The organism is Lacticaseibacillus sp. 53-4 (genome assembly GCF_016861805.1).
In the GTDB taxonomy this organism is placed as follows: Bacteria; Bacillota; Bacilli; order Lactobacillales; family Lactobacillaceae; genus Lacticaseibacillus.
Map to the genome: position 1 here is coordinate 76368 of NZ_BOLT01000003.1, position 25128 is coordinate 101495.

Consider the following 25128-nt stretch of genomic DNA (forward strand, 5'->3'; position numbering starts at 1 on the left):
CTTGATCCAGAAATAGAAAAGATTCCCACCACTGGTCGCGTCACTCGACATATGCAATGTCATTAGCCTGGCACCACTGCCGAGCCTGTTCCTGGTACGCGGCAGCTTGAAACTCATACCAGCGGTCAAGCAGTCCGGCCGCCTCAAGGACGCGGCGAAACCGTTTAAAGACCCCACGACCATGCAGCGCACGCTCAAATTGAGGGCGCTGCACCCCTGTTGCGACCCTGGCGGTAAATTGAACCATAAGCTGGTAATCGTCTCGGTCATATTGTGTCGGCAGCGCGACATACCGCTCATCATCATCGGCCTCAAAGAGGGCCTCCGCCTCGTCGTCATCGTCCGGAACCGGGATGATTGTTCCCGCTTCGCGATCGTACAAGAACTCTAATTCTTCATCGGTCATCTCGATGGCTTCGCTGACCGCACTTAACTTGATGGGCATCTGAGCACCTTCTCTTCTATTCCGCAGTCTTCCCGCGCATCAGCCGCGTCTGCCAAATCAGCACCCCGGCCATCAGCACCGTGAAGACCAAAATGTACACGGGATACAGCCCGATGGACACTGCGCCGGTCAGCAGGCCAAACAGCGGCGGCGCAAAGGTGGAACCGACATAGGCCGACGCCATTTGCAGCCCGATCACCGCCTGCGACTGATCTGCGCCAAACGAGGCCGGCGTTTCGTGAATGATCGTCGGGTAGATGGGCGCACACCCCACGCCAAAGACCACAAGACCAACCAGCGCGGCCATCACGGGCAGCGGCAAGAGGATCAGCAGCACGCCCACCAACATGATGCCCGTCCCCAGTCCCAGCATGTGCCGGTCGCCCAGCTGATCGGCGATGATTCCGGACAAGAACCGGCCCACTGTGATCCCAATGTAGAACAGCGCGGCGAACCGGGCAGCCGTCGTGACTGCGACCCCGCGGGCCTGAACCAGGTAACTGGCGGCCCAAATGCCGGCCGTTGCCTCGAGCGCGCAGTATGCGAAAAAGGCCACGAGGACCTGCTTGATGCCGCGCAGGCGCAACAGCTGGCGGATTTTCAGCGGCGCGCTGGCGGTTTTCCCGCTTGCCGGGGTTTGGGGCTTGGCCCATAGCGGCAGACTTGCGATCAAGATAAAGGTCAAGACGACCTGAATGATGCCGATGATGCGGTAGCCTGCCTGCCAGCCCAGCTGGTGAGTCAGCGCAAAGCTCATCACGTTCGGGCTGATCGCCGCGCCCACGCCCCAGAAGCAGTGGAGCCAGTTCATTTGCCGACCCTTGTAGTGCAGTGCGACGTAATTATTTAGCGCCGCATCGACCGCGCCGGCGCCGAGCCCGTACGGCACCGCCCAGACACACAGCCAAATGAAACTGGGCGACAGCGAAAAGCCAAACAGCGCCAAAGCCGTGGTCGCGACGCTGGCCGCCGTGACCCTGCCTGCCCCGAATCGCCGCGTTAGCCGATCCGACAGCAAACTTGAAATGATCGTATCCGCCGAAATCAGCATGGTGATGATGCCGACATAGCTGGTCGGCACGCCGAGCTGCGTGTGCATCGCCGGCCACCCGGCTCCGATCAGCGAGTCCGGCAGGCCCAGGCTGATAAATGCCAAATAGATGATCCCCAACAGTAAAGAAAACATAAGCCCCTCCGCATGCGTCAATACCGGTAATTCTAGCGGAGTGGCAAGCAATGTCAACGGTTACAGCGTGACTACTTCGTCACTGGTGTCAAAGCACAAAAAAGACCGCTAGTAAACTTCTGGCAGGAGGTTTAGCGGTCTTCGACTATTCAAACTAAATGCCAACCGTCTTCAGCGGTCTGCAGGGCGACGCGCGGAATGGCACGCCGCCTTTTCTATACCTAAAGTGTAACATGGGTGAGTCCCGAGAGAAAGCCAACGAATGGCGGTTAGACTAGCTCAGCCGACCCAACGACTTGGTTCAGAACTTGCGGTGTTAATCCGCAACCTCGACTGTCGAGTTCTCCCCGCCGATTGTGACTTCCGCCTGCTTAAAGCTCAGGGCGAAGAAGTCGGAGTGGGCGGCGTACTTCGCAGTTTGTGGGTACTTCGCGTTGTACAAAGCCAGCTGCTCCGGCGTTGGGTCGATTTTCTGTACCGTTGCCTTGCGGACACGGGCCACATCGTTGCTGCCAAACTGCGGCGTCGCAAACGATGCCTGACTGTGCTTGCTGATTTCCGCAACCTTTTCCGCGTTCGCGGCCGTCATGAACAGCTCCTGGTTGTTGACCTTGTCGTAAACACCCAAGACAATGCGTACGTCAGGCGCAGTGCCGTCTTCGGTCAATGTCGCGACCGCGATTTGTGATGAGGCGTTAAAAATTCTCTCTAGATCTTCTGTATTAGCCAAAATAATCCCTCCAATAGGTATTTTCGGGCGAGCTATAGTCGTTCGTCACAATAAATGGTAAGCGGTTACGGCAGAGATTACAAGGCTCACCGCTCATGTGTCATGTTCCCCAATAAAAATCTTAGGCCACCGTGATAACTGCCTGAGCAATCCACACCAGCCTTCTCAGCGAATCATTACCGCCCACCCACTGGATTTTACTGCTGTCCTGATACGCTGATTGGATGGACGGCACCCATTAAACGATGGAGGAAAAGACATGAAAAAACGACTAACAGCCGCAATTATCAGCAGCATTTGCGTCATTGGCATCGCCGGGTTCGCGGTTCACCAACTGCGCCCAGCGCATCGGGCCGAGTCCGAAACCGTCATCTATGACAAGAACGGCAAACAGCTCAAGTGGCGGCATGCAACCGGCTCGATCCGACGCGTTTACGACAACAAGACCCATAAGATGATTACGATCGAAGAAAACCCCGACGGCAGTGAAAAGAAATAACTGCCGGCCAAACCAACAGCAGCAGCGCAGCTCATTGCCGCGCCGCCACTGGTCAAAAAGGCGGCCATCACTTGTGGTACGGGCTCCCAATCTGGATCATGAACGCTCGGTAGATCTGCTCCATGAGCACCAGTCGCATCAGCTGGTGCGGCATGGTCAGCTTGCCGAAGCTCAGGGTGTCATTGGCGCGCTTCATCACGGCCGGCGACAGGCCCAAAGAACCGCCAATGACGAAGGTGATATCGGAATGGCCGTACGTGCCCAAGTCCTCAAGCTCCTTAGCGAAGACCTCACTGGCCCGCTGCTTGCCTTCAATGGCCAGCGCGATGACCCACTCCTTGTCCTTGATTTTGGCCAGGATGCGCTCGCCTTCAACTTCTTTGACATGCGCCATCTCAGCTTCGGACAGCGACTCCGGGGCTTTTTCGTCGGCGACTTCGACGATCTGCACCTTGGCGAACTTATCCAGCCGCTTGCGGTATTCGGCGATGCCGTCCTTGAAGTACTTCTCCTTGAGCTTGCCAACCCCGATCACTTTGATGTTCATCCGCTTCACCTCTCAGGCCCAGTATACCCGAAATCCGCTCGCCTCAAAACGGCGCGCTGTGTTCATCAAGCAAGGACAATGTAACGATTTATTTGATGCTTTTTACACACCACCCATGACATAATTCAGGCCGACCATTCATGGTATGAAAAATCTAAATGCCGGTTTTTCAGCTTTTTGTTGCCGTTTCTTACACGTATTTAACCTTCACCACCCATTTTTTCAATGTTCGCTATTTACATGAGTTTTACACAGCGCCCGTTGTACGACCTGCGAAATAAGCGCAGAATAGAAGCGTTGAGTCATTTTTGGAGTGTGTAAACTTATGACTGTAATCAAAAACATTGCAAAGGACCGGGTGCTGCAGATCACCGCGTTCCTAGTAGTGCTGAGCTTGTTCGCGGCCAGACCGAAGCTTGAAGACATCAGCTTCGATACGCTCTGGTCGATTCTCGGGATGATGACTGTCATCCAGATCTTCGAGTACCTGCATGTCCTTGATTATTTTGCCTACCGGCTGACCAGCCTGGCTGCTGATTCACGCCAGCTGCTGCTGATGTTTTTGGGGCTCGCCATCGTCGCCGCCATGTTTCTCACCAACGACGTCACGGTGATCACCCTCATTCCGCTGTACCTTGAAATCGCCAAGAAATACAAGCTGCCCGAGATCCTGCCGGTCACGCTGATCGGCATGGCGGCGAACTTCGGCAGTGCCTTCACCCCGTTTGGGAACACCCACAACATTTTTCTGATGAGCCACTACACCATTGGCATCGGCCACTTCTTCAGCTGGTCGATCCCGCTCTTGATCGCCTCGATTATCCTGCTGCTCGGCTTCACTGTTTTCGTTAAAAAGATTCCCCTGCCGGCAGTCGGGTTTCAGGACATTCACATCCAGACTCGGCCAACCGTGATCACGGCCATCGTGGCGCTATTCATCTTCGCCGGGGTGCTCAAAGTCATCCCCTCCTATGTCGGCGCCATCGCCGCGATCTTGCTGGCGGTGCTGTACAACAAACAGATCATGAAGAAAGTCGACTACGCGATTGTCTTGACCTTCGCCGGCTTCTTCGTCATCGTGTCCGTCCTGCAGCAGATGCCTTGGGTGGTCGACCTGATCTCGGGGCTGGTCAGCTCCGCGCACTCCGTTTTCCTGACCTCGATTCTGACCAGCCAGCTGATTTCCAATGTCCCGTCGACGGTTTTGATCGGTAAATTCACCAACTACGCCGCCGCGCTGTTTCTGGGCTCGAACATCGGCGGCCTGGGCTCTGTCGTCGGCTCGATGTGCAACCTGCTGGTCTACAAAGAATACGCCACCTGGGGCAATCATCACGCCGGCAAATTCCTGATTGGCTTCCTCGTGTTCAACGTGATCGGCCTAATCGTGCTCGCCGGCATGGGCTGGCTCATCTTGGATTTCGTTTATTAAGGGATCGCTGCGTCGTCGCCGTTCGCGGCGCTATTTTTTTGTCTGCGGTTAAAGGACATGGCGATAACTATTGTCCTTTAATCTCGCCGCTACCCTTATTAGTTGCCTCATTTGACTCCACTACGATAAGCTAAAATTAACCTAGGTTATCAATATTTCATTCAAGGAGGCTATTATGGGTAAATATGAGTCCGACGCCAGGCAGCTTCTCACGGCCCTCGGCGGTGCTGACAATATCACGTCGTTCATGCACTGCGCCACGCGCATGCGGTTCGTTCTGAAAGACGACGCCAAGGCAAACAAGGCCGCGATTGAAAAAATCGGCGCCGTGCGCGGCATGTTCACCAACGCCGGGCAGTTTCAGGTGATCATTGGCAATGAAGTCCCTGACTTCTACCACGACTTCACCACTGTTTCTGGCCTGAGCGGCGCCAGCAAGGAAGCGACGAAAGCCGCTGCCAAGACGCACCAAAATGTGATCCAGCGCGCCGTCGCGACGCTGGCCGAAATCTTCACGCCGCTGCTGCCGGCCATCATCGTCGGCGGGTTGATTCTCGGCTTCCGCAACATTCTCGAAGGCGTCCAGTTCGGCGGCGCGACGATCGTTGAACAGTCGCAGTTCTGGGCGGGCGTGAACGCCTTCCTGTGGCTGCCGGGTGAAGCAATCTTCCACTTCCTGCCGGTCGGGATCACCTGGTCGATCACCCGCAAAATGGGCACGACCCAGATTCTGGGGATCGTCCTCGGGATCACGCTGGTTTCGCCGCAGCTGCTCAACGCCTACGCTGTGAGCAGCACGGCCGCCAGCAAGATCCCGTTTTGGGACTTCGGCTTCGCGCAGGTGAACATGATCGGCTACCAGGCGCAGGTCATCCCCGCGATGCTGGCCGGCTTCATGCTGGTCTACCTGGAACGCTTCTTCCGCAAGCACATCCCACAGGCGATCTCGATGATCTTCGTGCCGTTCTTCTCTTTGCTGCCGACGATCCTGGTCGCCCATGTGGTCCTCGGACCCTTCGGCTGGTGGGTCGGTGATGGCCTTTCCGCCATCGTCAACGCCGGTTTGACCAGCAACTTCAGCTGGCTGTTCGGCCTGGCCTTCGGGCTGCTGTATGCGCCGGTCGTGATCACCGGGCTGCACCACACCACCCTGGCGATCGACGCCCAGCTCATTTCCACTTACGGCTCGACCAACCTCTGGCCAATGATCGCCCTGTCCAACATTGCGCAAGGCTCTGCGACACTGGCCGTGGCGATTGCCCACCGTGGCAATAAGCAAGAGGAAGGCATTTCGGTGCCGGCCACCATCTCGGCCTACCTGGGTGTGACGGAGCCGGCGATGTTCGGAATCAACTTGAAGTACGTTTACCCGTTCATCGCGGCCATTATCGGCTCAGGCATTGCCGGCATGTTCGTCACCATCATGGGCGTGCGCGCCTACTCGATCGGAGTCGGCGGCCTGCCAGGGATCCTGTCGATTGTCGGTCAGTTCATCGGCGTCTTCGCCATCGGCATGGTGATCGCCGTAGCCGTACCATTTGTGCTCACCTTCGTCCTGCGCAAGGTGCCAGCGCTGAACAAGATCGAAGCCGTGGATGAAGCAACCGGCGCAATCATCGACGAAGACGAAGCCCCGGCGGCCCAGCCGCTGGCAATGGACGCCGAATCGATCCAGTTCGACTACCTTTATGCCCCGACCACCGGGCAGGTGATGCCACTGGCCGCTGTGCCAGATCAAGTTTTCGCCCAGAACATGATGGGCGAAGGGTTCGCCGTTGATCCTCAGGACGGCCACATCAACTCACCGGTCGTCGGCACTGTGACTTCAGTATTCGACACCAAGCATGCGATCGGCATTCGGATGCAAAATGGGCTCGAGGTGCTGGTCCACATGGGCCTGGATACGGTTGCGCTGAAAGGCGCCCCGTTCACGGTCCACGTGCAGCCCGGCGACGCGGTCGACCCAAGCGTCACCTTGGCGGTCATGGACATCGCCGCCGTCAAAGCCGCTGGCCACTCGGCGGAAGTCATCGTGGTAATCACCAACTCCGACCGCCTCGATGAGTTCAAGCTGCTGGCCACTGGCGCCCACCAGATGGGCGACGAGATTGCCGCAGCCAAAACCGCCGAGATGCCGGAAAAAGCGACCGGCAGTGCGGTGGCGCCTGCGCTTTAACTAATCGTACCTACAGCAAACGCCCGGATCAAATTTTGATTCGGGCGTTTTTTGCGGTCACTGCGCTAGTTTTCTGCGGGCAGCGCTGGGGAGCGCGCTGGCCTTGACCCGGTGCCAGGAAAGCACGGTTTGGCCTTTGGTGCGAACGGCCAGATAGGCGTGTGGCGTCAGCGGCGCGTCCGTCACTTGCAGCAGCACCTGGCGGGCAGTCCCCATGCGCGAGTAGCTTTGCAGGCGGTAGCGATAGTCGCGGCCGCCGTGGCGGTTGGCGACCCACTCGACAGAGCAGCCGCCAGTGGCCACGTACACCGTTTCTTCCGGGACGACGGGATTATACCGGTCAAGCATCCCCGCCGCCTCAGTGGGCTGATTGCGGGTAAATAGCGGCAAGCCAAACAGCACGACCGCAATGATCAGTCCCAACCCGCAAACGTTACACCAGACCCGCTTCATTTGACTCGCCCCTTCCACCCAATAGTTTACCGGGTGAAGCGCGTCGGCTCATAGGGCTTGAGGTCGAGTTTGAAAGAGGCCTGAGAATGATTTTAACGCAAATGCACGCCGCTCAATGACCGAGTGGCGTGCATTTTAGTGCTTACAGATCCTCGCCGCTGCTTGCGATGACCTGCTTGTACCAGTTAAAGGAGTCCTTGCGGCTGCGTTTCCACGTGCCGTGGCCCTGATCGTCGGCATCGACGTAGATGAAGCCATAACGCTTCTTCATTTCACCAGTGGAGGCGGAAACGATATCGATGGCGCTCCACGGGCAGTAGCCGAGCAGGTCGACGCCGTCTTCGGCGACAGCCTTTTCCGCCTGCAGCAGATGGTCGGCCAGGTACTTGATGCGGTAGTCGTCATGAACGCTGCCGTCAGCTTCGACCTTATCGAAGGCACCAAAGCCGTTTTCGACGATCATCATCGGCTTGTGCCAGCGTGCCGTCATCCAGTTCAGACTGTAGCGCAGGCCGATCGGATCGATCTGCCAGCCCCAATCGGAGCGCGGCACGTAGGGGTTCTTCGTGTCGTTTTTGGCTTCGTCGAAGTCCATGTCCGGATTGTCGTCGCTGTACTTGACCACGGCGGAGTTGTAGTAGGAAAAGCCCACAAAGTCCGCAGTGCCGGCCTTGATGATGGCCTCGTCCGCCGGCGTGATGCCAATGTCGTAACCCTTTTTCGCCCAGTACTTCTTGAGCCAAGCCGGGTACTCACCCAGCGCCATGACGTCGCCGAAGTAGTAGCGGTAATTCATCGCGCGCTGGCAGTACATCACATCTTCCGGCCGCGCGGTCAGCGGATAAATCGGGTTGAAGGCGATCATGTCGCCGATCTGCAAACTCGGGTCGATTGCGTGGCCGATTTGCACGGCCTGCGCCGAAGCGACAAATTCGAGGTGCGCTGCCTGGAACATTTTCTCTTCCCAGTTGTCGTCCTTGCCCAAGATCAGGCCGGAGTTTTGCAGCAGCGGGTGCGGATCGCGCCAGGACGTCTGGTTGTTGATCTCGTTGAAGGTCATCCAGTACTTAACCTGGTTGTGGTAGCGGCGGAAGCAGGTCTCGGCAAACTTGGTGAAGCAGTCGACGACCTTGCGGCTGCCAAAACCGCCATAGGCCTTGACCAGGTGCAGCGGCATTTCAAAGTGCGACAGGGTCACGATGGGCTCAATGTTGTACTTGTGGAGCTCGGCAAACAGGTCGTCGTAAAACTTCAGACCGGCCTCATTCGGCACGGCCTCGTCGCCGTTCGGGTAGATCCGGGTCCAGGCGATGGACGTCCGAAACGCCGTCATCCCCATTTCGGCAAACAGCTTGATGTCTTCCTTGTAGTGCGAGTAAAACTCAACACCCCAGTGGTTCGGGTAAATCTGGCCATCTAGGACTTTGTCATCCTCTATGCGCGGTACGCCGTTTTCTCCGGCCCGCATGGTGTCGGCAATGCTCAGTCCCTTGCCGCCTTCTTGCCAGCCGCCTTCCGCCTGGTGCGCCGCAATCGCGCCGCCCCACAGGAAGTCTTTTGGCATTTTGTATCCTTTTGTCATTGGTCTGAAACTCCTCACGTTTTATCTGTAATTGGAACTAAGTGCATGAAATCGGGGCACCTTGTAATCGGGCTCCGGGTTCGCAGCTAAGTGCGCGAACCATGCGCACCTTGCCTAACTGGGCTCCGGGTTCGCAACGCGGGAGTGGCTAGCTACGCTCAGGGCCTCGAAGCCAAAGTACGGCTTCAATGCCCTGAGCTAGGCTACCCATCCCGCTAAGTTCGCGAACCCTGCGCACCTTGCACCTTGCAAAAAAAGCCGGAACATCGCTGTTCCAGCCGCTTGCAATGTAAAGATTACTTGTCCTCGACCTGTTTGCCGTCTAGGCGCTTGTATAGGTCGACAATTTCGCCCGCAAGATCGCGGAATGTGATGCTGGTCATCAAGTGGTCCTGTGAGTGGACCATCAGCAGCGTGACCTTGGCGTGCTCGCCGTTTGCTTCGGCGGTCAGCATCTTGGTCTGTGAGTTGTGCGCATCCACCAAGAAGCCATCCGCTTCCTTGAGTTTTGCATCGGCGGTTTCAAAATCGCCCTTCTTCGCTGCCTGGATCGCTTCGAACGCGGAACTCTTTGCATTCCCGCCGTTCAAAATGAGACCCATGATCGCATCCATGTTCTGATCTTGTTCTTCTTCAGCCATTGTATTCTCCAATCATCCGTGTCAATTAGTCTAGAAAGCGGTTGCGGTTTACCGCAGCTTACTTGCCGGCCTTTTCGATTGATGACAGGGCTTCTTTGAGCACCTTTTCGCCGTTCATCATGCCGTAGTCCTGCATGTTGATGACTTCAACCGGCAGCTTGCCGTCAACCTTGCTTTGGAACTGACCCAGCAGGTAACGAACCTGAGGCCCGAGCATTAAAATGTCTGGGTTCTTGGTTGCCAGTGCGTTGTCAGCATCGGAGGCAGCGGTTGCAAAAATGTCCGCTTCAACACCCTCGGCCGTTGCGGCCTTTTTCATCTTAGAAACCAGCAGGCTGGTGGACATACCAGCAGAGCATACCAACATAATCGTTTTCTTGTCAGCCATAATTAAAACTCCCCTTTGTGTGAGAATAAAATTTTGCGGCTAGAAGTTTAACCGCTTTCATTGCTACAATGCTATAATAATACGTGGGTACGAAATAAACAAGTCCCATGACTTAAAATTTGTTGGGAGGGGCAACTCATGTATCACGAAATCGCGGAAAAACTGCTCCAGGCGATCCAGGCCGGAGAGTATCAAACCAAATTGCCGACTGAGCAGGAGCTGATGAAGCAGTACGGGGTCAGCCGCAACACGATCAGGCGCGCCATCGATGTGGTTTACCAGCATGGGTTGCTGCGCCGCATCCAGGGCTCCGGCTACTACATCAACAACGTGCAGCTGCAGGGCTCGATGACGATCAACCTCTCGATTGGCGCCGGCAAGTCGCTGGCCAAGCGCGGCCCGCTGACCTCCAAGGCCGTCACCTTTGACCGCGTGCAGGCCAGCGAGATCCCGCTGGCGCAAACGATGAAGGTCAAGGACGACACCGAGCTGTGGCGCATCATTCGCCTGCGTTACTTCAACTCAGTGCTGTACTGTTTGGAAGAGGCGTACTACCTGCGCGATCAGATTCCATTCATCTCGACTGACGCCCTGGATGACTCGATTTTTGACTTCATCAAGGAGACTTACGACATCGATCCTGAATCCTCCGACGATTTCCTGTCTTTGACCACGCTGGGCCCCGACAAGGCCGACTTGATGAACCTGGCCGCCGGCACTTCCCTGCTGACGCTGGCACAGATCAATTACACGCATAACAACGTGGTCTTCAATTTCTCCCAGACCGTGTACAGCTACCCGGGGCTGGACTTTTACTTCCACTCCGCGCACCTCAGCAGCAATTAGCTGCCGCTTGAAAACGCAAAAACGCCGCCGCGAAACTTTTTTCGCAGCGGCGTTTTGTTATGCCTTGGCCGGTTTGGCCGGCTCGTACATATCGGCGTTGCGCCGCCCGGAGCGGGCCCGCAGCGCGTACAAAATGGTGATGGTGTCGACGACTTCCTGCAGCATCGCGCCGATAATCACCGGGATCACCCCAAACGCCGCAATCAGCATCAGGCCGGTACAGATCCCGATGCCGATCCAAACGGCTTCCTTGGCGATGCGCATGGTATCTTGCGAAATGATCACCGCGCAGGCGACCTTGGTCAGGTCGTCGCGCAGGATGACCGCATCGGCGCTTTCGCTGGCAGCTGTGGCGCCGTGTGCGCCCATGGCGATGCCGACATCGGCGACCGCTAGCGAAGGCGCATCGTTGACCCCGTCGCCGACCATGACGACTGGCCGCGCGTTTTTCGGCGTGTTATCCAGCACCTTGATCTTGTCTGCCGGCAGCTGCTCGGCAAACACTTTATCCACCCCGACCTGCTGCGCGACATCATCCGCAATGGCCTGATTATCGCCGGAGATCATCATGGTGTTTTCAACGCCGAGTTCGTGCAAGGCGCTGAGGGTCTGCTTGGCTTCCGGCCGGATGCGGTCAGTGAACGTGATGACGCCAGCAAACTGGCCGTCGACGCTGACGTATACCGCTGTGCTATCGACGCTGGCGTCTGTGCCGGCAAAGCTCGGCTTGCCGACCTTGACCAGCTTGCCGTCAACGGTGGCCTGGACCCCTTCTGCGGTGACTTCCTCGGCGGCGGTGGCGGCCAAAAGTTTGCCACTGCCGACTTCGCTGACTAAAGAACGCGCCAGAATGTGCGTCGACTGCTGCTCCGCACTGGCGGCCAGCTTCAGAAGCTGCGCTTGGTCGAAGCCCGGCTGTGCTTGCACCTGATCGACAGCGAGCACGCCTTGCGTGATCGTCCCGGTTTTATCAAACGCCACGGTCTTAGCGGAAGACAGCTTCTCGAGCGCCGTCCCGGACTTCACAATAATCCCGGCGCGGCTGGTGCGGCTCATCCCCGACACCATTGCGACCGGCGCCGCCAAAATCAGCGGACAAGGGCTCGCGACGACCAGCACCTCGGCAAAGCGCAGCGGGTTGCCGGTGACGGCCCAGGCTACCCCGGCAATCACATACGCCAGCAGCGTGAACGGCAAGGCGTAGCGGTCGGCCATGCGGACAAAATGCGCCGGCCGGGCTTCGGATTCCTTGACCAGCTGCACGATCCCCTGGTACTGGCTGTCTTCGGCACGCTTGGTGACGCGCACGGTCAGGGCGCTGTCGCCGTTGACCGTCCCGCTCATCAGCTCGTCCTTGGGATTTTTTTCAACGGGCTTGGATTCACCGGTCAAGCTGGCCTCGTCGACCATGCTGCTGCCTTCGGTGACAACCCCGTCGACGGGCACGACCTCCTGCGGCTTGACCAGCACGATGTCATCCACGTTGACGTCATCAACCGAAATGTCTTCCTGCTTACCGGCCACCAGCCGGTGCGCCGTGGTTGGGGTGTTGTCGAGCAGCTGCTTGAGGTCGGAGTTGGCCTTGGTGGCCGCGAAGTCCTCCAGCGCGTCACCGCCTGTCAGCATCAACAGGACGATCAGCGCCGCCCAGTACTCGCTCACGGCCAGCGTCGCCACCACCGCCGTGATGGCAAGCAGGTCCACGCCAAACGACCCGCTGCGCAGCGTCTTAATCATGTCCCACAGCATCAACAGGGCAATGGCCGCCCCAATGACCGTGATCACGATCTGCGCCCAGGTCGGCTGATGCAGCCCGAACTCCAAGATCAACGCCACGATCCCGACCGTTAACACCGCCCACAGCCGCCGATAATTTCTCAACGCGCTCACTCCCTTGTTTTATCTAGGCTTAATTATAATCATTCTAATTAAGAAAGTCCAGTTAGTTGCGCGGGGAATTTTCTTTGTCTGGCTCACACTCAATGACGATCGGCCAGGCGACCGTCCCCTCAGCGATCAGCGCCTGCAGCCGGTTGAATAAAAAGAGCAGCCAGGCGAAGCCGATCGCGAAGCCTTGAATCTCAAAGGCGGTCAGGCTCGGGTAACCGAAGACTCGAAAGCCCATGTTCATCAAAAACTCGACCACCCCGATAGCGTACGACGCCCACAGAAATTCCTTGGAGACCTCCGGCAACAGCCACCGCAAGCCGATGATGATAATCAAGATGATGGTGACCAGCATCCCCGCGATCTCGTCATGCAGCACGTGAAACTGCGCGTTGTTCGGGAACACCCCGATGCAGCCCAGATCGATCGCCGCCAGCGTCAACAACGCCCGCAGCGTCGTCAGCCGCCAGGACTTGCGGTGCTGCGCGTTCAACTGCACGAATAGGTAGTCGATCAGGCTGATCATCACCAGCGCGGTCATCACCAGCGTGAGGTTGAACTGCCAGGCGTTTGAGGCCAGCTTAGTGCCCAGAAAACTCAGGTTGTGCTGCCACCACTGCCGGCTGCCGTTTGAGGCCATCGAGATGACCGCCCCCGACACGATCACGATGGTCAGCAGGCTGGACAGCGTAGCCGCGTTGATCCGCAGCGCCATCTGCACCATGAACACATTCGCCAAGATCAGAAAGACCAGCACCTGCAGCACCGCCGTGAAGGGATCAAAGGTCGCCCCCGGAAACAGCGTGCCCAGCACCCAAAAGGTGCCCAGCAGGGCCATGCCCAAAATAATGGCAAACGCCAGCAAGATCACCGGGAAGTTCCGCCAGTACACGGCTTTGGAGAACCGGTTATCCGGATCGTTGCGCGACTGCACAAAGAAGCCGGCAAACAGTGCGATGCCGCCCACGACCCCAAAACCGATGGTGAAACTGGCGATCGACACATCCCCGGTCATCGGGATCACGTGCACCCCGATGTGCAGCCAGTAGAGAAAAATCGCCACCGTTGACACCAGGCTGACCAACAGCGGCCAGATAAAGGCCAGCCGCCCTGACCGGAGGCGGTCCGCTGGGGCCGGCTGGATCACGATGCGATCATTTTTAATAGTCAGTTGCATGGGCGTCTCCAAGTCCCCGCGCAGCTGCGCATAGACGCCAGCCGGCACCGTGACCTTGAGTTCGCTTTTTTCTTTCATGACTGTCTCTCCCCCGTATCCTCTTCCATCATCATACCGTAACGCGCCGGCAAACGCTGGGCAAGACCTTTAAAAATCGCCTGTGAGCCGGGCTTTTCGCCTCTTGCTCAACTCAATTTACCATGGCTGAACGGCGGCACCAAAAAAACGGGCTGCCCGGAGGCAACCCGTTTCCTATAGAGGCGGTAATTCAGTTAGAGGCGGTTAATTAGTCAATATCGATTTGGTGAGGGTCTTGTTCCTGCTCGGTCAGTTTTGGCAAGGTGATGGTCAGAACCCCCTTGTCGTATTGCGCCTTGATGTTCGACTCATCCACGTTCGGCAGGCGGTAGCTGCGGCTCATGGCGCCGTAGCTGCGCTCGCTCATCAGGACGTTGCCCTTGTTATCGGCGTGATCATTAACTTCCTTCTTGTTGACGGAAATATTCAGCACATTGTCTTGATAATTCAGGTGAATGTCCTGCTTGTCGATCCCCGGGACATCGACCTTGGCAACATAACTCTTGTCGGTTTCTTGAATGTCAGTCTTGAGCACCCGGCTCGTGTCGCTAGGCATGAAACGATCGAAGAAACGCGCGCCCAGATCATCGAAGAACGGATCCGTCAACCAGTTGTCACGATTCATAATCTCATTAGCCATGATGCAAAACTTCCTTTCATAATTGTCTGTTGGGTTAGTTCAAACAGGGAAAGCAGCCGCCCTGGCAACCGTCCGGCTCACACCTGCTCGCCTGTCGATCGGGGCTTTAGCTTCTTACCTTGTTTACATAAAGTATTATGCCACGGCTTAGCACTCTTGTCAACAGAGTGCTAACTTTTTTCGAAAAAAATCCCAACGATCCAGCAGAACCGTTGGGGCTGTACTGTTTGTTAGATTAGATAAAGTGAGAAAAGCGTTGGGCTAGGCAAGGCGTAGGCGCGCTCAGCTGGCCAACGCGGGAATGGCTGGCTGCGGTTGTCCTCCGCTAAAACCGGCCATTGTCGCAGCCCGGGTTAACAAACTTTTGCACCGAGCGCCTTCATTTCCTCACGGCGGGCCTGTTCGTCGGCCGGGAGCGGCTGGGCGAAGTCGATCGTGACGGCGCCGTCCAGCACGCCGGAGTCGTCATGCAGGTTCAGCATGCCGCTGTGATGATCCAGCGCAAGGCCGTGGCCGAGGTAGGACAGCTCAAGCGGCCCAGTGGTCAGGTTTAACTTCGTATTGCTGGCCAGCGGCTCGGCATAGTCTGGATCCGGGGTGTCCGCAATCACCAACTGAAACTTGTTGCCGATCGCACAGGTCCCGCCGAGCTTAGAGTATTTGCTGGAGCCGTCGTCAAGCGCCAAGAACAGACGGTCGCCCGGCACGAGCTTGTGGTTCAAGTATTCCTTTGCTGCCTCTGTAATGGTAATTTCCATATCGGTCACCCTTTCAACTAGATTGTACACAACTATTATGTCTTCATCATACCGGCTTGTTCACGTCCTGTCAATTATAACTAACCAAATACTAGTGATTGCTGCTTTCACACACAGGCTTACACCAACTATCCCCAGCAGTTATCCACATCACCCCCTTGATCAACCCTAGCGCTGGTGTTCAGAACATTTTTTGATACCAGATTTCGTGCCCGGAAAAATCAAGCACTTTATTTTTGGCCGGGAGTTATCCACGGTTTTGAACATCGGCATTTCACAAAGTGAGGCGTCCAAAATCGCGTCCTCATCGCCCGTACACGCGTTTGGTTCACAAAGAAAAAAGTTTATCCACCGGCTTTTGACCCCCTGTGGATAAGCCTGTGCACGGGCTGAAAAGTGAGTTATAAACACTATCCACAGAGTTATCCACAGGCAAGGGGTGTGATTATCCTCAAGGCGAATTCACACTTGACAACCCTCACCCGAACAATCCTGGCCATTGGGTGTCCAACTGCCGGAAATTGCCGAAAATAACGCATCAAAAAACCGCGCATCACTGCGCGGCTGATCTCACCCTAATTCAGTTATTTCGCGTTCCCGGTGGTGCCATCCAGCTGATCCGTGGTTTGTGACAGCTTGACGTTGACTGTCTTCTTGTCGCTGCCGCGGTAGTAGGTCAGGGAAATGGTGTCGCCGATCGCGTGCTTGTAAAGCTGGGTGTGCAGGGTCGCGACGCTGTCCACCGCGTTGCCGTCAACGGCGACGATCACGTCGTACTGCTTGAGCCCCGCCTTTTTGGCGATACTGGTCGACGTGAAGCCGGCCACTACGACCCCGTTGGTCACACTGGCAGGCACCTTCAGCAGACTGGACTGCTGGCTGGCCGAAACGCTGGAAAGATCCCGCGCCTCGATGCCCAGTGCCGGCCGAACCACTTTACCGTTGGCCACCAGCTGATTGATGATGGACACGACCTCGTTGCTTGGAATGGAGAAGCCCATCCCTTCGATGGTGGCGTTCGAGTTGCTGGTGCCTGACAGCTTCATCGAGTTGATCCCAATGACCTGGCCGTTCAGGTTGATGAGCGGGCCGCCGGAGTTCCCCGAGTTGATCGCGGCGTCGGTTTGAATGACGGTCGCCTGACCGGTCACTTGGCCGGTTTGCTCGTCGCTGACGTCAACGGTGCGGCTGGTGGCGGAGATGATCCCTTGCGTGACCGAGGTCGCATACTGGGAGCCCAGCGGCGAGCCAATGGCAAGGACCGTTTGCCCGGCCTTGATCGCGCTGGAATCACCGAAACTGGCCACGGTATCGACCTTGCTGCCATCGATCGACAGCACGGCGAGGTCAGAATCCTCATCGGTGCCGACTAGTTTTGCGGTGACCTTAGACCCGTCAGCCAAAATGACCTCCAAGGCGTCTGAGCCCTCAACCACGTGGTTGTTGGTGACAATGTAAGCCTTGCCGTCCTTTTTCTCATAAATGACCCCGGACCCTTCGCTGGCGTCCTCGAGCTTGCCGCTGTCTGAGCTTGACGAGCTCGAATCGCTGCCGGAGTCGCCGAACAGGTCACCGAAGGCATCTAGGCCACTGGAGGTCGACTGCGTCTTTTGCATGTTCACAACTGAAACCACGGCGCCTTTGACCTTCGCGAAGGCCGACGAACTGGCGCTGCTTTCGTTCACGCTGACGTTAGAGACCTTGGTGGTCCCGGGCTTGCCTTCGCTGACGGCCTCGTTGACCGAGTTGGTTGGATTGCTGCTCATGATGCCGTATGCGACACCGCCGCCCACGCCACCACCGACGACGGCCGCCACGACCGCCACCAGCGCAAGCTGCTTGATCCCCGACCGCCGCTTTGGCGGCTGCGGGGTCTGCTGCTGATTTTCTTCGGAAAAGTGATGTGATTGGTTATCCATAATGACCCTTCCTCTCTTTTTCTACATAAACCAGTGTACGGGATTGGTTTGACGAAAGTATGAAAAAGCCTGGGCTTTTTCGGCGATGATCCGCCTTAAGCTCAGGCTCCGACGGTAAATAAGGGATCGGCCACGGCGGGATCGGTGTCGAGCACCTGAAAGTCATGCCCAACAGCTAAGCCCTGCGCCTTCAGCAGGTTGACCACGGTCACATGCGCCAGCGGCTTCATGTTATTGTGCGGCGACAGGTGCCCCAAGTAGACGCGCTTGGTTTTCAGCCCGATCACATCCATAATCGCGTTGGCCCCGTCCTCGTTGCTCAAATGCCCAAAATCGCCCAAGATCCGCTGCTTCAGCGGCCACGGATAAGGACCCTCGCGCAGCATTTCCAAATCGTGGTTGGTTTCCATCACGTAGGCGTCAGCGTCTCTGATCGTGCCTTCGACGCGGTCGGACACGTACCCGGTATCCGTCACGATGGCGAAGCGCTTGCCGTCGTGCTGGAACTGGTAGAACTGCGCCTGCGCGGCATCATGGGAGACCCCGAAGCTTTCAACGTCCAGGTCGCCCAAATCGAGCTGGGTCCCTTCGTCAAACACGCGGATCTGATCCTGCGGCAGCACGCCGACGCTTTTCGGCAGCGCCGCAATCGTTGGAGCGTTAGCGTACACCGTCAAGTTAGGGTACTTGCGGGCCAACACGCCCACGCCGCGGCAGTGGTCGGTGTGCTCATGCGAAATAAACACCGAATCGATGTCCTTGAGGTCGCGGCCGATGCTGTGCAGCAGCTCATTCAGCTTCTTGCCGGACAGGCCGGCGTCCATCAGCACGTGATGCTGAGGCGTTTCAATGTAAGTTGCGTTGCCCGAACTGCTGGAGGCCAAAACGGACACACGCATGCCAAAATCTTCTGTCACTCTGCTCACTCTTTTCGCGTCTATTGTACCATACGAACAACCCGCGCTAAACTGAGCGGGCTCGCCCACCAAAAAACGGTGGTGATGAGCTGCCCCACCCCACCGCGGTTTGCGTTATTCTTCGGTGCGTGTTTTCAGCACCGTTTTATTGATGGCGTTCACTTTTTTCACGGTCAAGTTCTTGGAGCCCTGACTTTCGATGCCCACCGACCAGGCCGGCACGTACACGATGCTGCCCTTGGCGTTCAGCAGGTAGGTGTATGACAGACGCGTCCAGAGCACCTTCGAGTTGCTGGTAATCTCGTTTTCGCGGTACAGCGTGGTGACCGCGTCCTGGGCCGAGCACAAGTTGACGTCCTGGCGCAGGGTGATCAGGTTCGGCAGGTAGGTCTGCGTGTACCCGGTCAAGCGCCCGTCGCTCACGTGAAGGGTCAACTGCGCGTGCGGATCATTGACCAGGTGGCCACTGATTTTTTGCGCGAACACGTAGCTGGTGGCGGTGGACAGGTCTTTCTGGTAAACATAGGCGCTGCCATGCGCGACGTTGTCAGCGCGCGCGACCCACCGCTGCAGCCGCGCCGCCGCGTCGGTCTTGACGTTCAGCGCAGTGGCTAAAGTCGCTGTCAGCGTGGTGCCGTTCACGTCGCTGAAGTGCAGCTCCTGACCCTTGACGCGGCTGGCATCCTGGCGCAGCGGCGACGGGGTCGTGTTGGCCAGATAAGCGCCGCGCTCGGTGCTGGTGCTCAGCTTAGGCAGCTTGATGTCATCGCGCTTGATGTCTGCCAGAATCGCGGTCGTGCCGGCGGCGTCCGTTGCCAGATCGACCTGCTGACTTTGAAAGAAGCTGATCCCCAGGAAGACATTCAGCGCGATGAAGACGAAGAGAAAAATCATTTCGATGCGGCGAAAATCCATAAGCCTGCTCCTTTCTAGCGAATTGCCTGCGCGGCGGATTGGTTCTGGTTTTCCGCAGTTTGCGGAGTCAACCACTCGGTGTAGCGCTTGTACTGCCCATTGAGCTCAACGAAGTACGTCGGCGTCAGGTCCACGACCTGCGAGCTTGCGCTTTGCGGCCGCCAGTAGTAACCCAGGCGAATGTCTTGAATGGTCGATTGCGCGTAGCCGGCGGTGGCCAGCTGATTCAAAACGTCCTGCGTGGTCGGCAGAGTCTTGGACGCCTGCGCGGTTGGGATGGCCACAGTCAGATTGTTCAGCGAGAAGGTCGTGGTTAAACCACTTTCGCTGCTGACCGTTTGCACCAGCCCGTTATCCAGGCTGTTGAAAATTGGCAGCCCCTGAGCATATGACCGGAAGCTCACGGTGCGACTGCCCTTATCGTAGCTGAAGTAATGCATCGAGGTGATGCCCTGCAGATTCAGCTGCGAAATGGCCGCCTCTCCTTTGGTCAAGGCCGTGCCCAGACTTTTACTCTTGGTAATCTTGCCCGGGTCCTCGTACTGCATCACACTGGACGAGCTGTTCAGAGTCATGCGCGTATCCCCAAGCGTGTATATCGATTCGTTGCCAATCTCTCGGCTGTCGACCGCCGTGGCGGAATTGGCCGGCATCAGCAGCGACACAAAGTGGTTAGCGGTTTGCTGATCCAGTAAGAAGGCGTAGGGACTCAGCGCCACCGGTTGCGCATAGTACGGAATCAGCTTCCCGTTTAGGCGTTTCTCCACCACCGGCAGCCCACTGGATTGGGCCTTGTTGAGGTAAGCGCGCAACTTGGTGGTCGGGCTTTTGGCGAGGGTCGCGGTACGGCTCATGCGCGTGGCGTCATCCACCAGCGTCAGTTTGGGCTTACTCTTTTTCAGATCGATGATCAGCCGGTCAAACTGAAAGGCAGGCGGATTCTTCAGCGGCTGGTTAAAATAGTGCGCGTTGAACACGCCAAAGGTCACCGGGGCGCTGAACGTCATCTGCAGCGTCTGATCCTGCGTCAACAGCGCCGAAAATGCGCTGGTGCTGAGCTGAACGGAGCTGCTGACTTTTTTAATCTGCCACGGCCGAATCGTCCGGTGAATCTGGCCGGTCGCCGACTGGTCGGCCTGCATCAGCTGCACCTTCTGACTGCCTGCTTGATAGTAGGCGGTCGTGGGGACAAACAGGTAGGCCGCCTGCTGATTGGCTGACGCGGTCTGCGTGGTTTTCAGCGCACTAGAAGTGTCGGTGCGGCCCAACCGAGACGGATTGCGCCAGATCAGCGCCGAGAACACGAGACTGAGCAGCACCATGGCGGTCAGTGAGACCCGTAAAATCAAGCCACTAAGCTTCATCCCAATCGCCTCCCTCATCAAGCGGCTGATACGGCAGCGAAATGTAGAACGTGCTGCCCTTGCCCTCCTGGGAATCGACCCAGATGCGGCCGCCCAGCGCCTCGACAACTTCCTTGGAAATCGCCAGGCCTAGGCCCGTGCCGCCTTGCTTGCGCGAACGGGCTTTATCGACCCGGTAGAAGCGATCGAAGACCTTGTTGATGTCCTGGCGCGGAATGCCCAGGCCCTGGTCCTGAATCGACAAAATCACGTGGTTGTGCGTTTCAAGCAGGCGTGCCGTGATCACGCCGCCATCCGGGCTGTACTTGATCGCGTTATTCATAATGTTGTCGATCACCTGCATAAACTTGTCCTGATCGATGTCGACCCACAGATCGCGCTTGGTAATTTCGCGGCGTAGCGTGTAGTGCTTATGCGGCGTGGTCTTCAGCGGCTCAACCTGATTATTGTCGGCACCGGCGGATTCGTTGTCGGTTTTCAGCATCATGTCAAAGCGGTCCAGAATGTAGTTGAAGAACTCATTCAGGTTGACGGTTTCCTTTTCGATTTTGGCTGTGCCGGAATCCATCCGTGATAGCGACAGCAGGTCGTTGATCATGCGGATCATGCGGTCGGTTTCCTCTTGGGTGACCTTGAGAAACTGCGGCGCAATTTTGGGATCCTTCCAGGCCCCTTCGTTCAGTGCTTCAATGTACGAACGCATCGAGGTCAGCGGTGTGCGCAGTTCGTGCGAAACGTTAGACACGAACTCGCGGCGCTCCCGTTCGTTTTTCTGCTGCTCGGTGACATCGTGCAGCACGGCCACGATCCCGGAGATGAACCCGGTTTCGCGCTGAATTAGGCTGAAGTCGACGCGCAAGATCAGCTCGTGATTGAGCTGTTCGGTGAAGTCCAGGAGCAGCTCCTTCTGGTTTTCCAGGAGGTCCCGCAGCGTGTAGTCCTTTTCGATGTTCAGCAGGCGGAGGATCGACACGCCGATCACGTCTTCATTTTTGGTCGCCAAAAATTCCAGCGCGGTTTCGTTGATAATGATGACATTGCCGCGGCGATCCGTGGCGATGACGCCATCAGTCATGTGGGCCAAAACGGAATCCAACCGCCGCCGCTCGGCCTCGCTGGCTTCCTGGGCTTCTTCGACCCGGACACTCAAGTTGTTGACCGCAACGGCCAGCTGGCCCAGCTCGTCCTGCCCGTAAATCCGGACCTGGCCGGAATAGTCGCCACGAGCCATACGAATGGCCTGCTTTTTCATTTCGTCGATGGGCCGCGTGATAGCGCGGGAGATGACAATGGAGATAATCACCCCGAGAAGGCCGGCGACCAGGCTGGCAATCAGGAAAATGCGGACGATTTGATTGATGTTGTTGTACACCGTCTCCATCGAGGCCGTGATGGCCACCGCGCCAATCACCGCATTGCCGTCCCCGGTCGCGTTAGGATTTTTGATAGGAATAATCTTGGTGTACATCGACCCGGACGAATCGCTGTACTCGTAGCCTTCGAACAGTTGACCGCTATACAGGACGTTTTTAATGCTGTTATTGGCGGACTTGGTGCCGACATCGTTTTGGGAATTAATGTTGGAATTGGCGCGCACCGTCCCCTTGGCATCGACGACCACAATCGTCGCAGTGTTGGCGACATCAGCCTGAGAAATCGTTGACTTGAGGGAATCGTCGGCGGCTGAGGTATCTGACTTCATCAGATCCGTGGCGACCTTATCCTGCAGATAGGGATCAAGGTTGATCGCAGTCTTAAACGTATCGACGTTCTGTTGTTCCAAGGACCGCACAAAATACGCGCCAATGATCTCCACCGTCACCAAAAGCAGCAGAATAAACACCAGCGCGATCTTAAAGTTGATCGATTGAAAAAAACGAATCTTCTTGTTCAATGTAAATCTCCAAGTTGTGAGGCACGACGGTCTTAGCCCGACAGCTAGCCTAGCTCAGAGCATTGCCGCCGCTCTTTGCGGCGAGGCTCTGAGCGTAGCTAGATGCTCGGGCGTTGTCGTGCCGAGCACGATTACGCAAGTTGCGAGGAGCGGCGGGTTTAGCCCGATGCTCGAGCGTTGATCAGCCTGTCTCGCAAAGCGAGTTACAGGCTGACATGCGTTAGCTGCCGCTCCGAGCACGATTACGCCGCAGCGCTATATGCTTTGCACGCCTACTCCTCATTCGGGTTCTTCAGATAATACCCAACGCCGCGCCGCGTGACCAGCCACTCCGGATGGGACGGGTTGTCTTCGATTTTTTCGCGCAGCCGGCGGACCGTCACATCAACGGTCCGAACGTCGCCGAAGTAATCATAGCCCCAAACTGTTTGCAGCAAGTGCTCGCGCGTCATCACCTGACCCAGGTGCTGCGCCAAGTAATGGAGCAGCTCGAACTCCCGGTGCGTCAGCTCGATTTTTTCGCCGCGCTTCGTGACGGTGTAAGCATCCGGATGAATCGTCAGGTCGCCGACGGTCAGCTCCTGATTCTCCGGCTCCTGCGCCTCGGCTTGCACCGGCGTGCCGGAGCGGCGCAGGTTGGCCTTGACCCGGGCCACTAGCTCGCGGTTGGAAAACGGCTTTGTGACGTAATCATCCGCGCCCATTTCCAGCCCGAGGACCTTGTCGATTTCGGAGTCCTTCGCCGTCAGCATGATGATTGGGGTGTCGTGGTCCTTGCGCACCTGGCGCGCCACTTCCAGCCCGTCGATCTTCGGCAGCATCAAATCGAGGATGATGAGGTCGGGATTTTCCTCGCTCACCTTGGTCAGCGCTTCTTCACCGTCTTCTGCAGTGACGACGTCGTAACCTTCCTTATTCAGATTGAATTTGACGATGTCCAGGATCGGCTTTTCGTCGTCGACCACTAGGATCTTTTTTGCCATAATTGGCCTCCATAACGTATACGTGTTACCTACATTATAACGGTTTCGCAGAGAGGGGGCAAAAGCGGGGCAGACTGATTGCCCGTTGAATATATTTTGCATATTTCTCAATTTTGCTTGCATATTTCCTAAAATGGGTATATATTCATTAAAAATTCAAGTTTGAGGGGTTGGCACTTATGCATAAACTTTATCGTTGGGTCATCGGTCTGCTGGCGACGCTGCTGGTAGCCGGCACCGCATTAACCACATCTAACGCCCAGCCGGTCGCTGCGGCGGGCAGTGGCACGACTTCAGTGCAAAAAATCAAGCAGCGCGGCTACGTCATTTTGGGCGTGTCCGCGGACTACGCACCGCTGGAATTCCACGCCACCGTTGATGGCTCGGATACCATCGTCGGCGCCGATATTTCCCTGGCCAAGCAGATTGCCAAAGATATGGGCGTGAAGCTGCAGATCAAGGAAATGGGCTTTGACGCCTTGATCGGCGCCCTGAAGACCGGCAAAGTCGACATGGTCATCTCCGGCATGAGTGCCACGCCTGAACGCGCCAAGCAGGTCAACTTCTCCAAGTCTTACACAGAAGAGAAGCAGATCATGGTCGTCAAGAAAGACGAGGCTTCCAAGTACAAGAACATCGCGGACTTCTCCGGCAAAAAAGTCGGGGCCCAAAAGCAGTCCACGCAGGAACAAATCGCCAAGGCCGAACTGCAAGGCGCCAAGATTGTGCCGCTGGAAAAAGCCAACGACGTCATCGCGCAGGTTGAGTACGGCAAGATCGACGCCGGCGTCATGTCCAACATTGTGGCCGGCGCTTACGTCGAAAAGACCCCGAGCCTGAAGATCATCGATCCTAAGTTCGCCACTGGGAAAGCCCCGACCGTTGTTGCCCTGCCAAAAGGGGACACAGCCATGACCAACCAGGTCAACGGCACCATTAACAAGGTGCGTAAAGACCACCTGTGGGCCGGCTGGATGAGCCAAGCTTACAAGCTGCAGAACCAGAGCAACAGCTTCTGGTCCAAGTACAGCAGCTTCTTCATCAAAGGCGCCCTTTACACCTTACTGTTTGCGCTGCTGACCGTCATCGCCGGGACCATCCTTGGCACGATTCTCGCCTTGATGCGCCGCTCCAGCCTGTGGATCCTCAAGGCCATCGCCGTGGTTTATGTTGAATTCATTCGCGGCACACCGCTGATGGTTCAGGCCTTCATCGTCTTCTTCGGGCTGCAAGTCCTCGGCCTGAACCTCTCCGCCTTTGTTTCCGGCGCGATCGCCATGGGCATCAACTCCGGCGCGTATGTTGCCGAAATCATCCGCTCCGGCCTGAACTCCGTGCCGATTGGTCAAACCGAAGCTGCGCGCAGCCTGGGTCTGAGCAACGGGGAAACCACTCGTTACGTCGTCCTGCCGCAGGCCGTCAAGAACATCTGGCCGGCGCTCGGCAACGAGTTTGTCACTGACATCAAGGAATCGTCCGTCCTGTCCGTTATCGGCGCCACTGAGCTGATGTTTGAAGGCACCACCGTTCAGGGCGCGTCGTTTGAGCCGTTCTTCCCAATCATGATTGTGGCCTTGATCTACTTCGCCATGACCTTCATCCTCAGCCGGGCGCTGGGCTTCGTCGAACACCGCATGAACTAGCTTCAACTGGAACTAAATGGTCAAACGC

At 56.9% G+C, this 25128-nt stretch carries 23 protein-coding genes; 5 read left to right on the forward strand and 18 right to left on the reverse strand.

The features are described 5' to 3' along the window. Nucleotides 1-40: 40 nt before the first annotated feature. The 3 genes from JUF21_RS02175 to JUF21_RS02185 form a co-directional block, all read right to left on the reverse strand. Entirely contained in the window at nucleotides 41-445 is a 405-nt protein-coding gene (locus JUF21_RS02175; RefSeq protein ID WP_203624427.1) for a UPF0158 family protein, read from the reverse strand. Nucleotides 446-461: 16 nt separating this feature from the next. Next, a complete protein-coding gene (locus tag JUF21_RS02180; RefSeq protein ID WP_203624426.1) occupies nucleotides 462-1631 on the reverse strand; it encodes a sugar MFS transporter in 1170 nt (389 codons plus the stop codon). A gap of 316 nt (nucleotides 1632-1947) precedes the next feature. Further along, nucleotides 1948-2361, reverse strand: a complete 414-nt coding sequence (locus tag JUF21_RS02185; RefSeq protein WP_203624425.1) for a pyridoxamine 5'-phosphate oxidase family protein — start codon at nucleotides 2359-2361, stop codon at nucleotides 1948-1950. A 259-nt stretch (nucleotides 2362-2620) separates the two neighbouring features. Here JUF21_RS02185 and JUF21_RS02190 point away from each other — a divergent pair, with 259 nt between their 5' ends. Further along, entirely contained in the window at nucleotides 2621-2860 is a 240-nt protein-coding gene (locus JUF21_RS02190) for a hypothetical protein (RefSeq protein WP_203662899.1), read from the forward strand. Between the two features lie 67 nt (nucleotides 2861-2927). Here JUF21_RS02190 and rlmH read toward each other — a convergent pair whose 3' ends face one another. Next, nucleotides 2928-3407, reverse strand: a complete 480-nt coding sequence (gene rlmH, locus JUF21_RS02195; protein ID WP_125755716.1) for a 23S rRNA (pseudouridine(1915)-N(3))-methyltransferase RlmH — start codon at nucleotides 3405-3407, stop codon at nucleotides 2928-2930. 325 nt (nucleotides 3408-3732) lie between these two features. Here rlmH and JUF21_RS02200 point away from each other — a divergent pair, with 325 nt between their 5' ends. Both JUF21_RS02200 and treP read left to right on the forward strand, forming a co-directional pair. Further along, a complete protein-coding gene (locus tag JUF21_RS02200) occupies nucleotides 3733-4839 on the forward strand; it encodes an SLC13 family permease (RefSeq protein ID WP_203662901.1) in 1107 nt (368 codons plus the stop codon). 175 nt (nucleotides 4840-5014) lie between these two features. Beyond that, a complete protein-coding gene (gene treP / locus JUF21_RS02205) occupies nucleotides 5015-7015 on the forward strand; it encodes a PTS system trehalose-specific EIIBC component (protein ID WP_203624422.1) in 2001 nt (666 codons plus the stop codon). Nucleotides 7016-7072: 57 nt separating this feature from the next. Here the strand turns inward: treP and JUF21_RS02210 are convergent, their stop codons facing one another. From JUF21_RS02210 to JUF21_RS02225, 4 genes are all read right to left on the reverse strand, one after another. Then, nucleotides 7073-7468 (reverse strand): DUF1093 domain-containing protein, encoded by a 396-nt coding sequence (locus JUF21_RS02210; RefSeq protein ID WP_203624421.1) that lies wholly within the window; start codon nucleotides 7466-7468, stop codon nucleotides 7073-7075. Nucleotides 7469-7610: 142 nt separating this feature from the next. Next, the gene (locus JUF21_RS02215; protein WP_203624420.1) at nucleotides 7611-9050 is read right to left on the reverse strand and encodes a 6-phospho-beta-glucosidase; all 1440 of its coding nucleotides are present in this window, start codon (nucleotides 9048-9050) and stop codon (nucleotides 7611-7613) included. 296 nt (nucleotides 9051-9346) lie between these two features. Then, the gene (locus tag JUF21_RS02220; protein ID WP_125755726.1) at nucleotides 9347-9691 is read right to left on the reverse strand and encodes a PTS lactose/cellobiose transporter subunit IIA; all 345 of its coding nucleotides are present in this window, start codon (nucleotides 9689-9691) and stop codon (nucleotides 9347-9349) included. Between the two features lie 58 nt (nucleotides 9692-9749). Continuing rightward, entirely contained in the window at nucleotides 9750-10079 is a 330-nt protein-coding gene (locus tag JUF21_RS02225; RefSeq protein WP_203662903.1) for a PTS sugar transporter subunit IIB, read from the reverse strand. Nucleotides 10080-10217: 138 nt separating this feature from the next. Here JUF21_RS02225 and JUF21_RS02230 point away from each other — a divergent pair, with 138 nt between their 5' ends. Further along, entirely contained in the window at nucleotides 10218-10925 is a 708-nt protein-coding gene (locus JUF21_RS02230; protein ID WP_203662905.1) for a GntR family transcriptional regulator, read from the forward strand. A gap of 57 nt (nucleotides 10926-10982) precedes the next feature. On the opposite strand, the gene JUF21_RS02235 is transcribed toward JUF21_RS02230, so the two are convergent. The 10 genes from JUF21_RS02235 to yycF form a co-directional block, all read right to left on the reverse strand. After that, the gene (locus JUF21_RS02235; RefSeq protein ID WP_203624418.1) at nucleotides 10983-12806 is read right to left on the reverse strand and encodes a heavy metal translocating P-type ATPase; all 1824 of its coding nucleotides are present in this window, start codon (nucleotides 12804-12806) and stop codon (nucleotides 10983-10985) included. 61 nt (nucleotides 12807-12867) lie between these two features. Beyond that, nucleotides 12868-14067: a hypothetical protein gene (locus tag JUF21_RS02240; protein ID WP_239061387.1), complete on the reverse strand. Its 1200-nt coding sequence runs from the start codon at nucleotides 14065-14067 to the stop codon at nucleotides 12868-12870. Nucleotides 14068-14275: 208 nt separating this feature from the next. Then, nucleotides 14276-14707 (reverse strand): Hsp20/alpha crystallin family protein, encoded by a 432-nt coding sequence (locus JUF21_RS02245; protein ID WP_203624417.1) that lies wholly within the window; start codon nucleotides 14705-14707, stop codon nucleotides 14276-14278. A gap of 353 nt (nucleotides 14708-15060) precedes the next feature. Next, on the reverse strand, nucleotides 15061-15465 hold the full coding sequence (locus JUF21_RS02250) for an iron-sulfur cluster biosynthesis family protein (protein WP_203662907.1): 405 nt from the start codon (nucleotides 15463-15465) through the stop codon (nucleotides 15061-15063). A 584-nt stretch (nucleotides 15466-16049) separates the two neighbouring features. Next, entirely contained in the window at nucleotides 16050-17384 is a 1335-nt protein-coding gene (locus JUF21_RS02255) for a S1C family serine protease (RefSeq protein WP_203624415.1), read from the reverse strand. A gap of 101 nt (nucleotides 17385-17485) precedes the next feature. After that, nucleotides 17486-18283: an MBL fold metallo-hydrolase gene (locus JUF21_RS02260; RefSeq protein ID WP_374706431.1), complete on the reverse strand. Its 798-nt coding sequence runs from the start codon at nucleotides 18281-18283 to the stop codon at nucleotides 17486-17488. A gap of 132 nt (nucleotides 18284-18415) precedes the next feature. Beyond that, nucleotides 18416-19216 (reverse strand): two-component system regulatory protein YycI, encoded by an 801-nt coding sequence (locus JUF21_RS02265; protein ID WP_203624413.1) that lies wholly within the window; start codon nucleotides 19214-19216, stop codon nucleotides 18416-18418. A 14-nt stretch (nucleotides 19217-19230) separates the two neighbouring features. Further along, nucleotides 19231-20580, reverse strand: coding sequence for a YycH family regulatory protein (locus tag JUF21_RS02270; protein WP_203624412.1), 1350 nt, complete (start codon nucleotides 20578-20580; stop codon nucleotides 19231-19233). Continuing rightward, complete coding sequence (walK, locus tag JUF21_RS02275; protein ID WP_203624411.1) at nucleotides 20570-22474, reverse strand: cell wall metabolism sensor histidine kinase WalK; 1905 nt, start codon at nucleotides 22472-22474, stop codon at nucleotides 20570-20572. Before walK ends, JUF21_RS02270 begins: the two co-directional genes overlap by 11 nt. A 272-nt stretch (nucleotides 22475-22746) precedes the next feature. Further along, the gene (gene yycF, locus JUF21_RS02280) at nucleotides 22747-23457 is read right to left on the reverse strand and encodes a response regulator YycF (RefSeq protein ID WP_125756463.1); all 711 of its coding nucleotides are present in this window, start codon (nucleotides 23455-23457) and stop codon (nucleotides 22747-22749) included. 179 nt (nucleotides 23458-23636) lie between these two features. On the opposite strand from yycF, the gene JUF21_RS02285 reads away from it, so the two are divergent. Then, entirely contained in the window at nucleotides 23637-25100 is a 1464-nt protein-coding gene (locus JUF21_RS02285) for an ABC transporter substrate-binding protein/permease (RefSeq protein ID WP_203624410.1), read from the forward strand. The last annotated feature ends 28 nt before the right edge of the window (nucleotides 25101-25128 follow it).

Excerpts from the sequence above, each read along its gene's own strand:
- yycF (WP_125756463.1), bottom strand. The coding sequence starts at position 23,457 with ATGGCAAAAAAGATCCTAGTGGTCGACGACGAAAAGCCGATCCTGGAC.
- JUF21_RS02245 (WP_203624417.1), bottom strand. The coding sequence starts at position 14,707 with ATGGCTAATGAGATTATGAATCGTGACAACTGGTTGACGGATCCGTTC.
- treP (WP_203624422.1), top strand. The coding sequence starts at position 5,015 with ATGGGTAAATATGAGTCCGACGCCAGGCAGCTTCTCACGGCCCTCGGC.
- JUF21_RS02265 (WP_203624413.1), bottom strand. The coding sequence starts at position 19,216 with ATGGATTTTCGCCGCATCGAAATGATTTTTCTCTTCGTCTTCATCGCG.
- JUF21_RS02210 (WP_203624421.1), bottom strand. The coding sequence starts at position 7,468 with ATGAAGCGGGTCTGGTGTAACGTTTGCGGGTTGGGACTGATCATTGCG.
- JUF21_RS02250 (WP_203662907.1), bottom strand. The coding sequence starts at position 15,465 with ATGGAAATTACCATTACAGAGGCAGCAAAGGAATACTTGAACCACAAG.
- JUF21_RS02215 (WP_203624420.1), bottom strand. The coding sequence starts at position 9,050 with ATGACAAAAGGATACAAAATGCCAAAAGACTTCCTGTGGGGCGGCGCG.
- JUF21_RS02255 (WP_203624415.1), bottom strand. The coding sequence starts at position 17,384 with ATGGATAACCAATCACATCACTTTTCCGAAGAAAATCAGCAGCAGACC.
- JUF21_RS02285 (WP_203624410.1), top strand. The coding sequence starts at position 23,637 with ATGCATAAACTTTATCGTTGGGTCATCGGTCTGCTGGCGACGCTGCTG.
- JUF21_RS02200 (WP_203662901.1), top strand. The coding sequence starts at position 3,733 with ATGACTGTAATCAAAAACATTGCAAAGGACCGGGTGCTGCAGATCACC.
- JUF21_RS02220 (WP_125755726.1), bottom strand. The coding sequence starts at position 9,691 with ATGGCTGAAGAAGAACAAGATCAGAACATGGATGCGATCATGGGTCTC.
- JUF21_RS02240 (WP_239061387.1), bottom strand. The coding sequence starts at position 14,067 with ATGAAAGAAAAAAGCGAACTCAAGGTCACGGTGCCGGCTGGCGTCTAT.
- JUF21_RS02225 (WP_203662903.1), bottom strand. The coding sequence starts at position 10,079 with ATGGCTGACAAGAAAACGATTATGTTGGTATGCTCTGCTGGTATGTCC.
- JUF21_RS02175 (WP_203624427.1), bottom strand. The coding sequence starts at position 445 with ATGCCCATCAAGTTAAGTGCGGTCAGCGAAGCCATCGAGATGACCGAT.
- JUF21_RS02230 (WP_203662905.1), top strand. The coding sequence starts at position 10,218 with ATGTATCACGAAATCGCGGAAAAACTGCTCCAGGCGATCCAGGCCGGA.
- JUF21_RS02270 (WP_203624412.1), bottom strand. The coding sequence starts at position 20,580 with ATGAAGCTTAGTGGCTTGATTTTACGGGTCTCACTGACCGCCATGGTG.
- rlmH (WP_125755716.1), bottom strand. The coding sequence starts at position 3,407 with ATGAACATCAAAGTGATCGGGGTTGGCAAGCTCAAGGAGAAGTACTTC.
- JUF21_RS02180 (WP_203624426.1), bottom strand. The coding sequence starts at position 1,631 with ATGTTTTCTTTACTGTTGGGGATCATCTATTTGGCATTTATCAGCCTG.
- JUF21_RS02190 (WP_203662899.1), top strand. The coding sequence starts at position 2,621 with ATGAAAAAACGACTAACAGCCGCAATTATCAGCAGCATTTGCGTCATT.
- JUF21_RS02260 (WP_374706431.1), bottom strand. The coding sequence starts at position 18,283 with ATGCGTGTGTCCGTTTTGGCCTCCAGCAGTTCGGGCAACGCAACTTAC.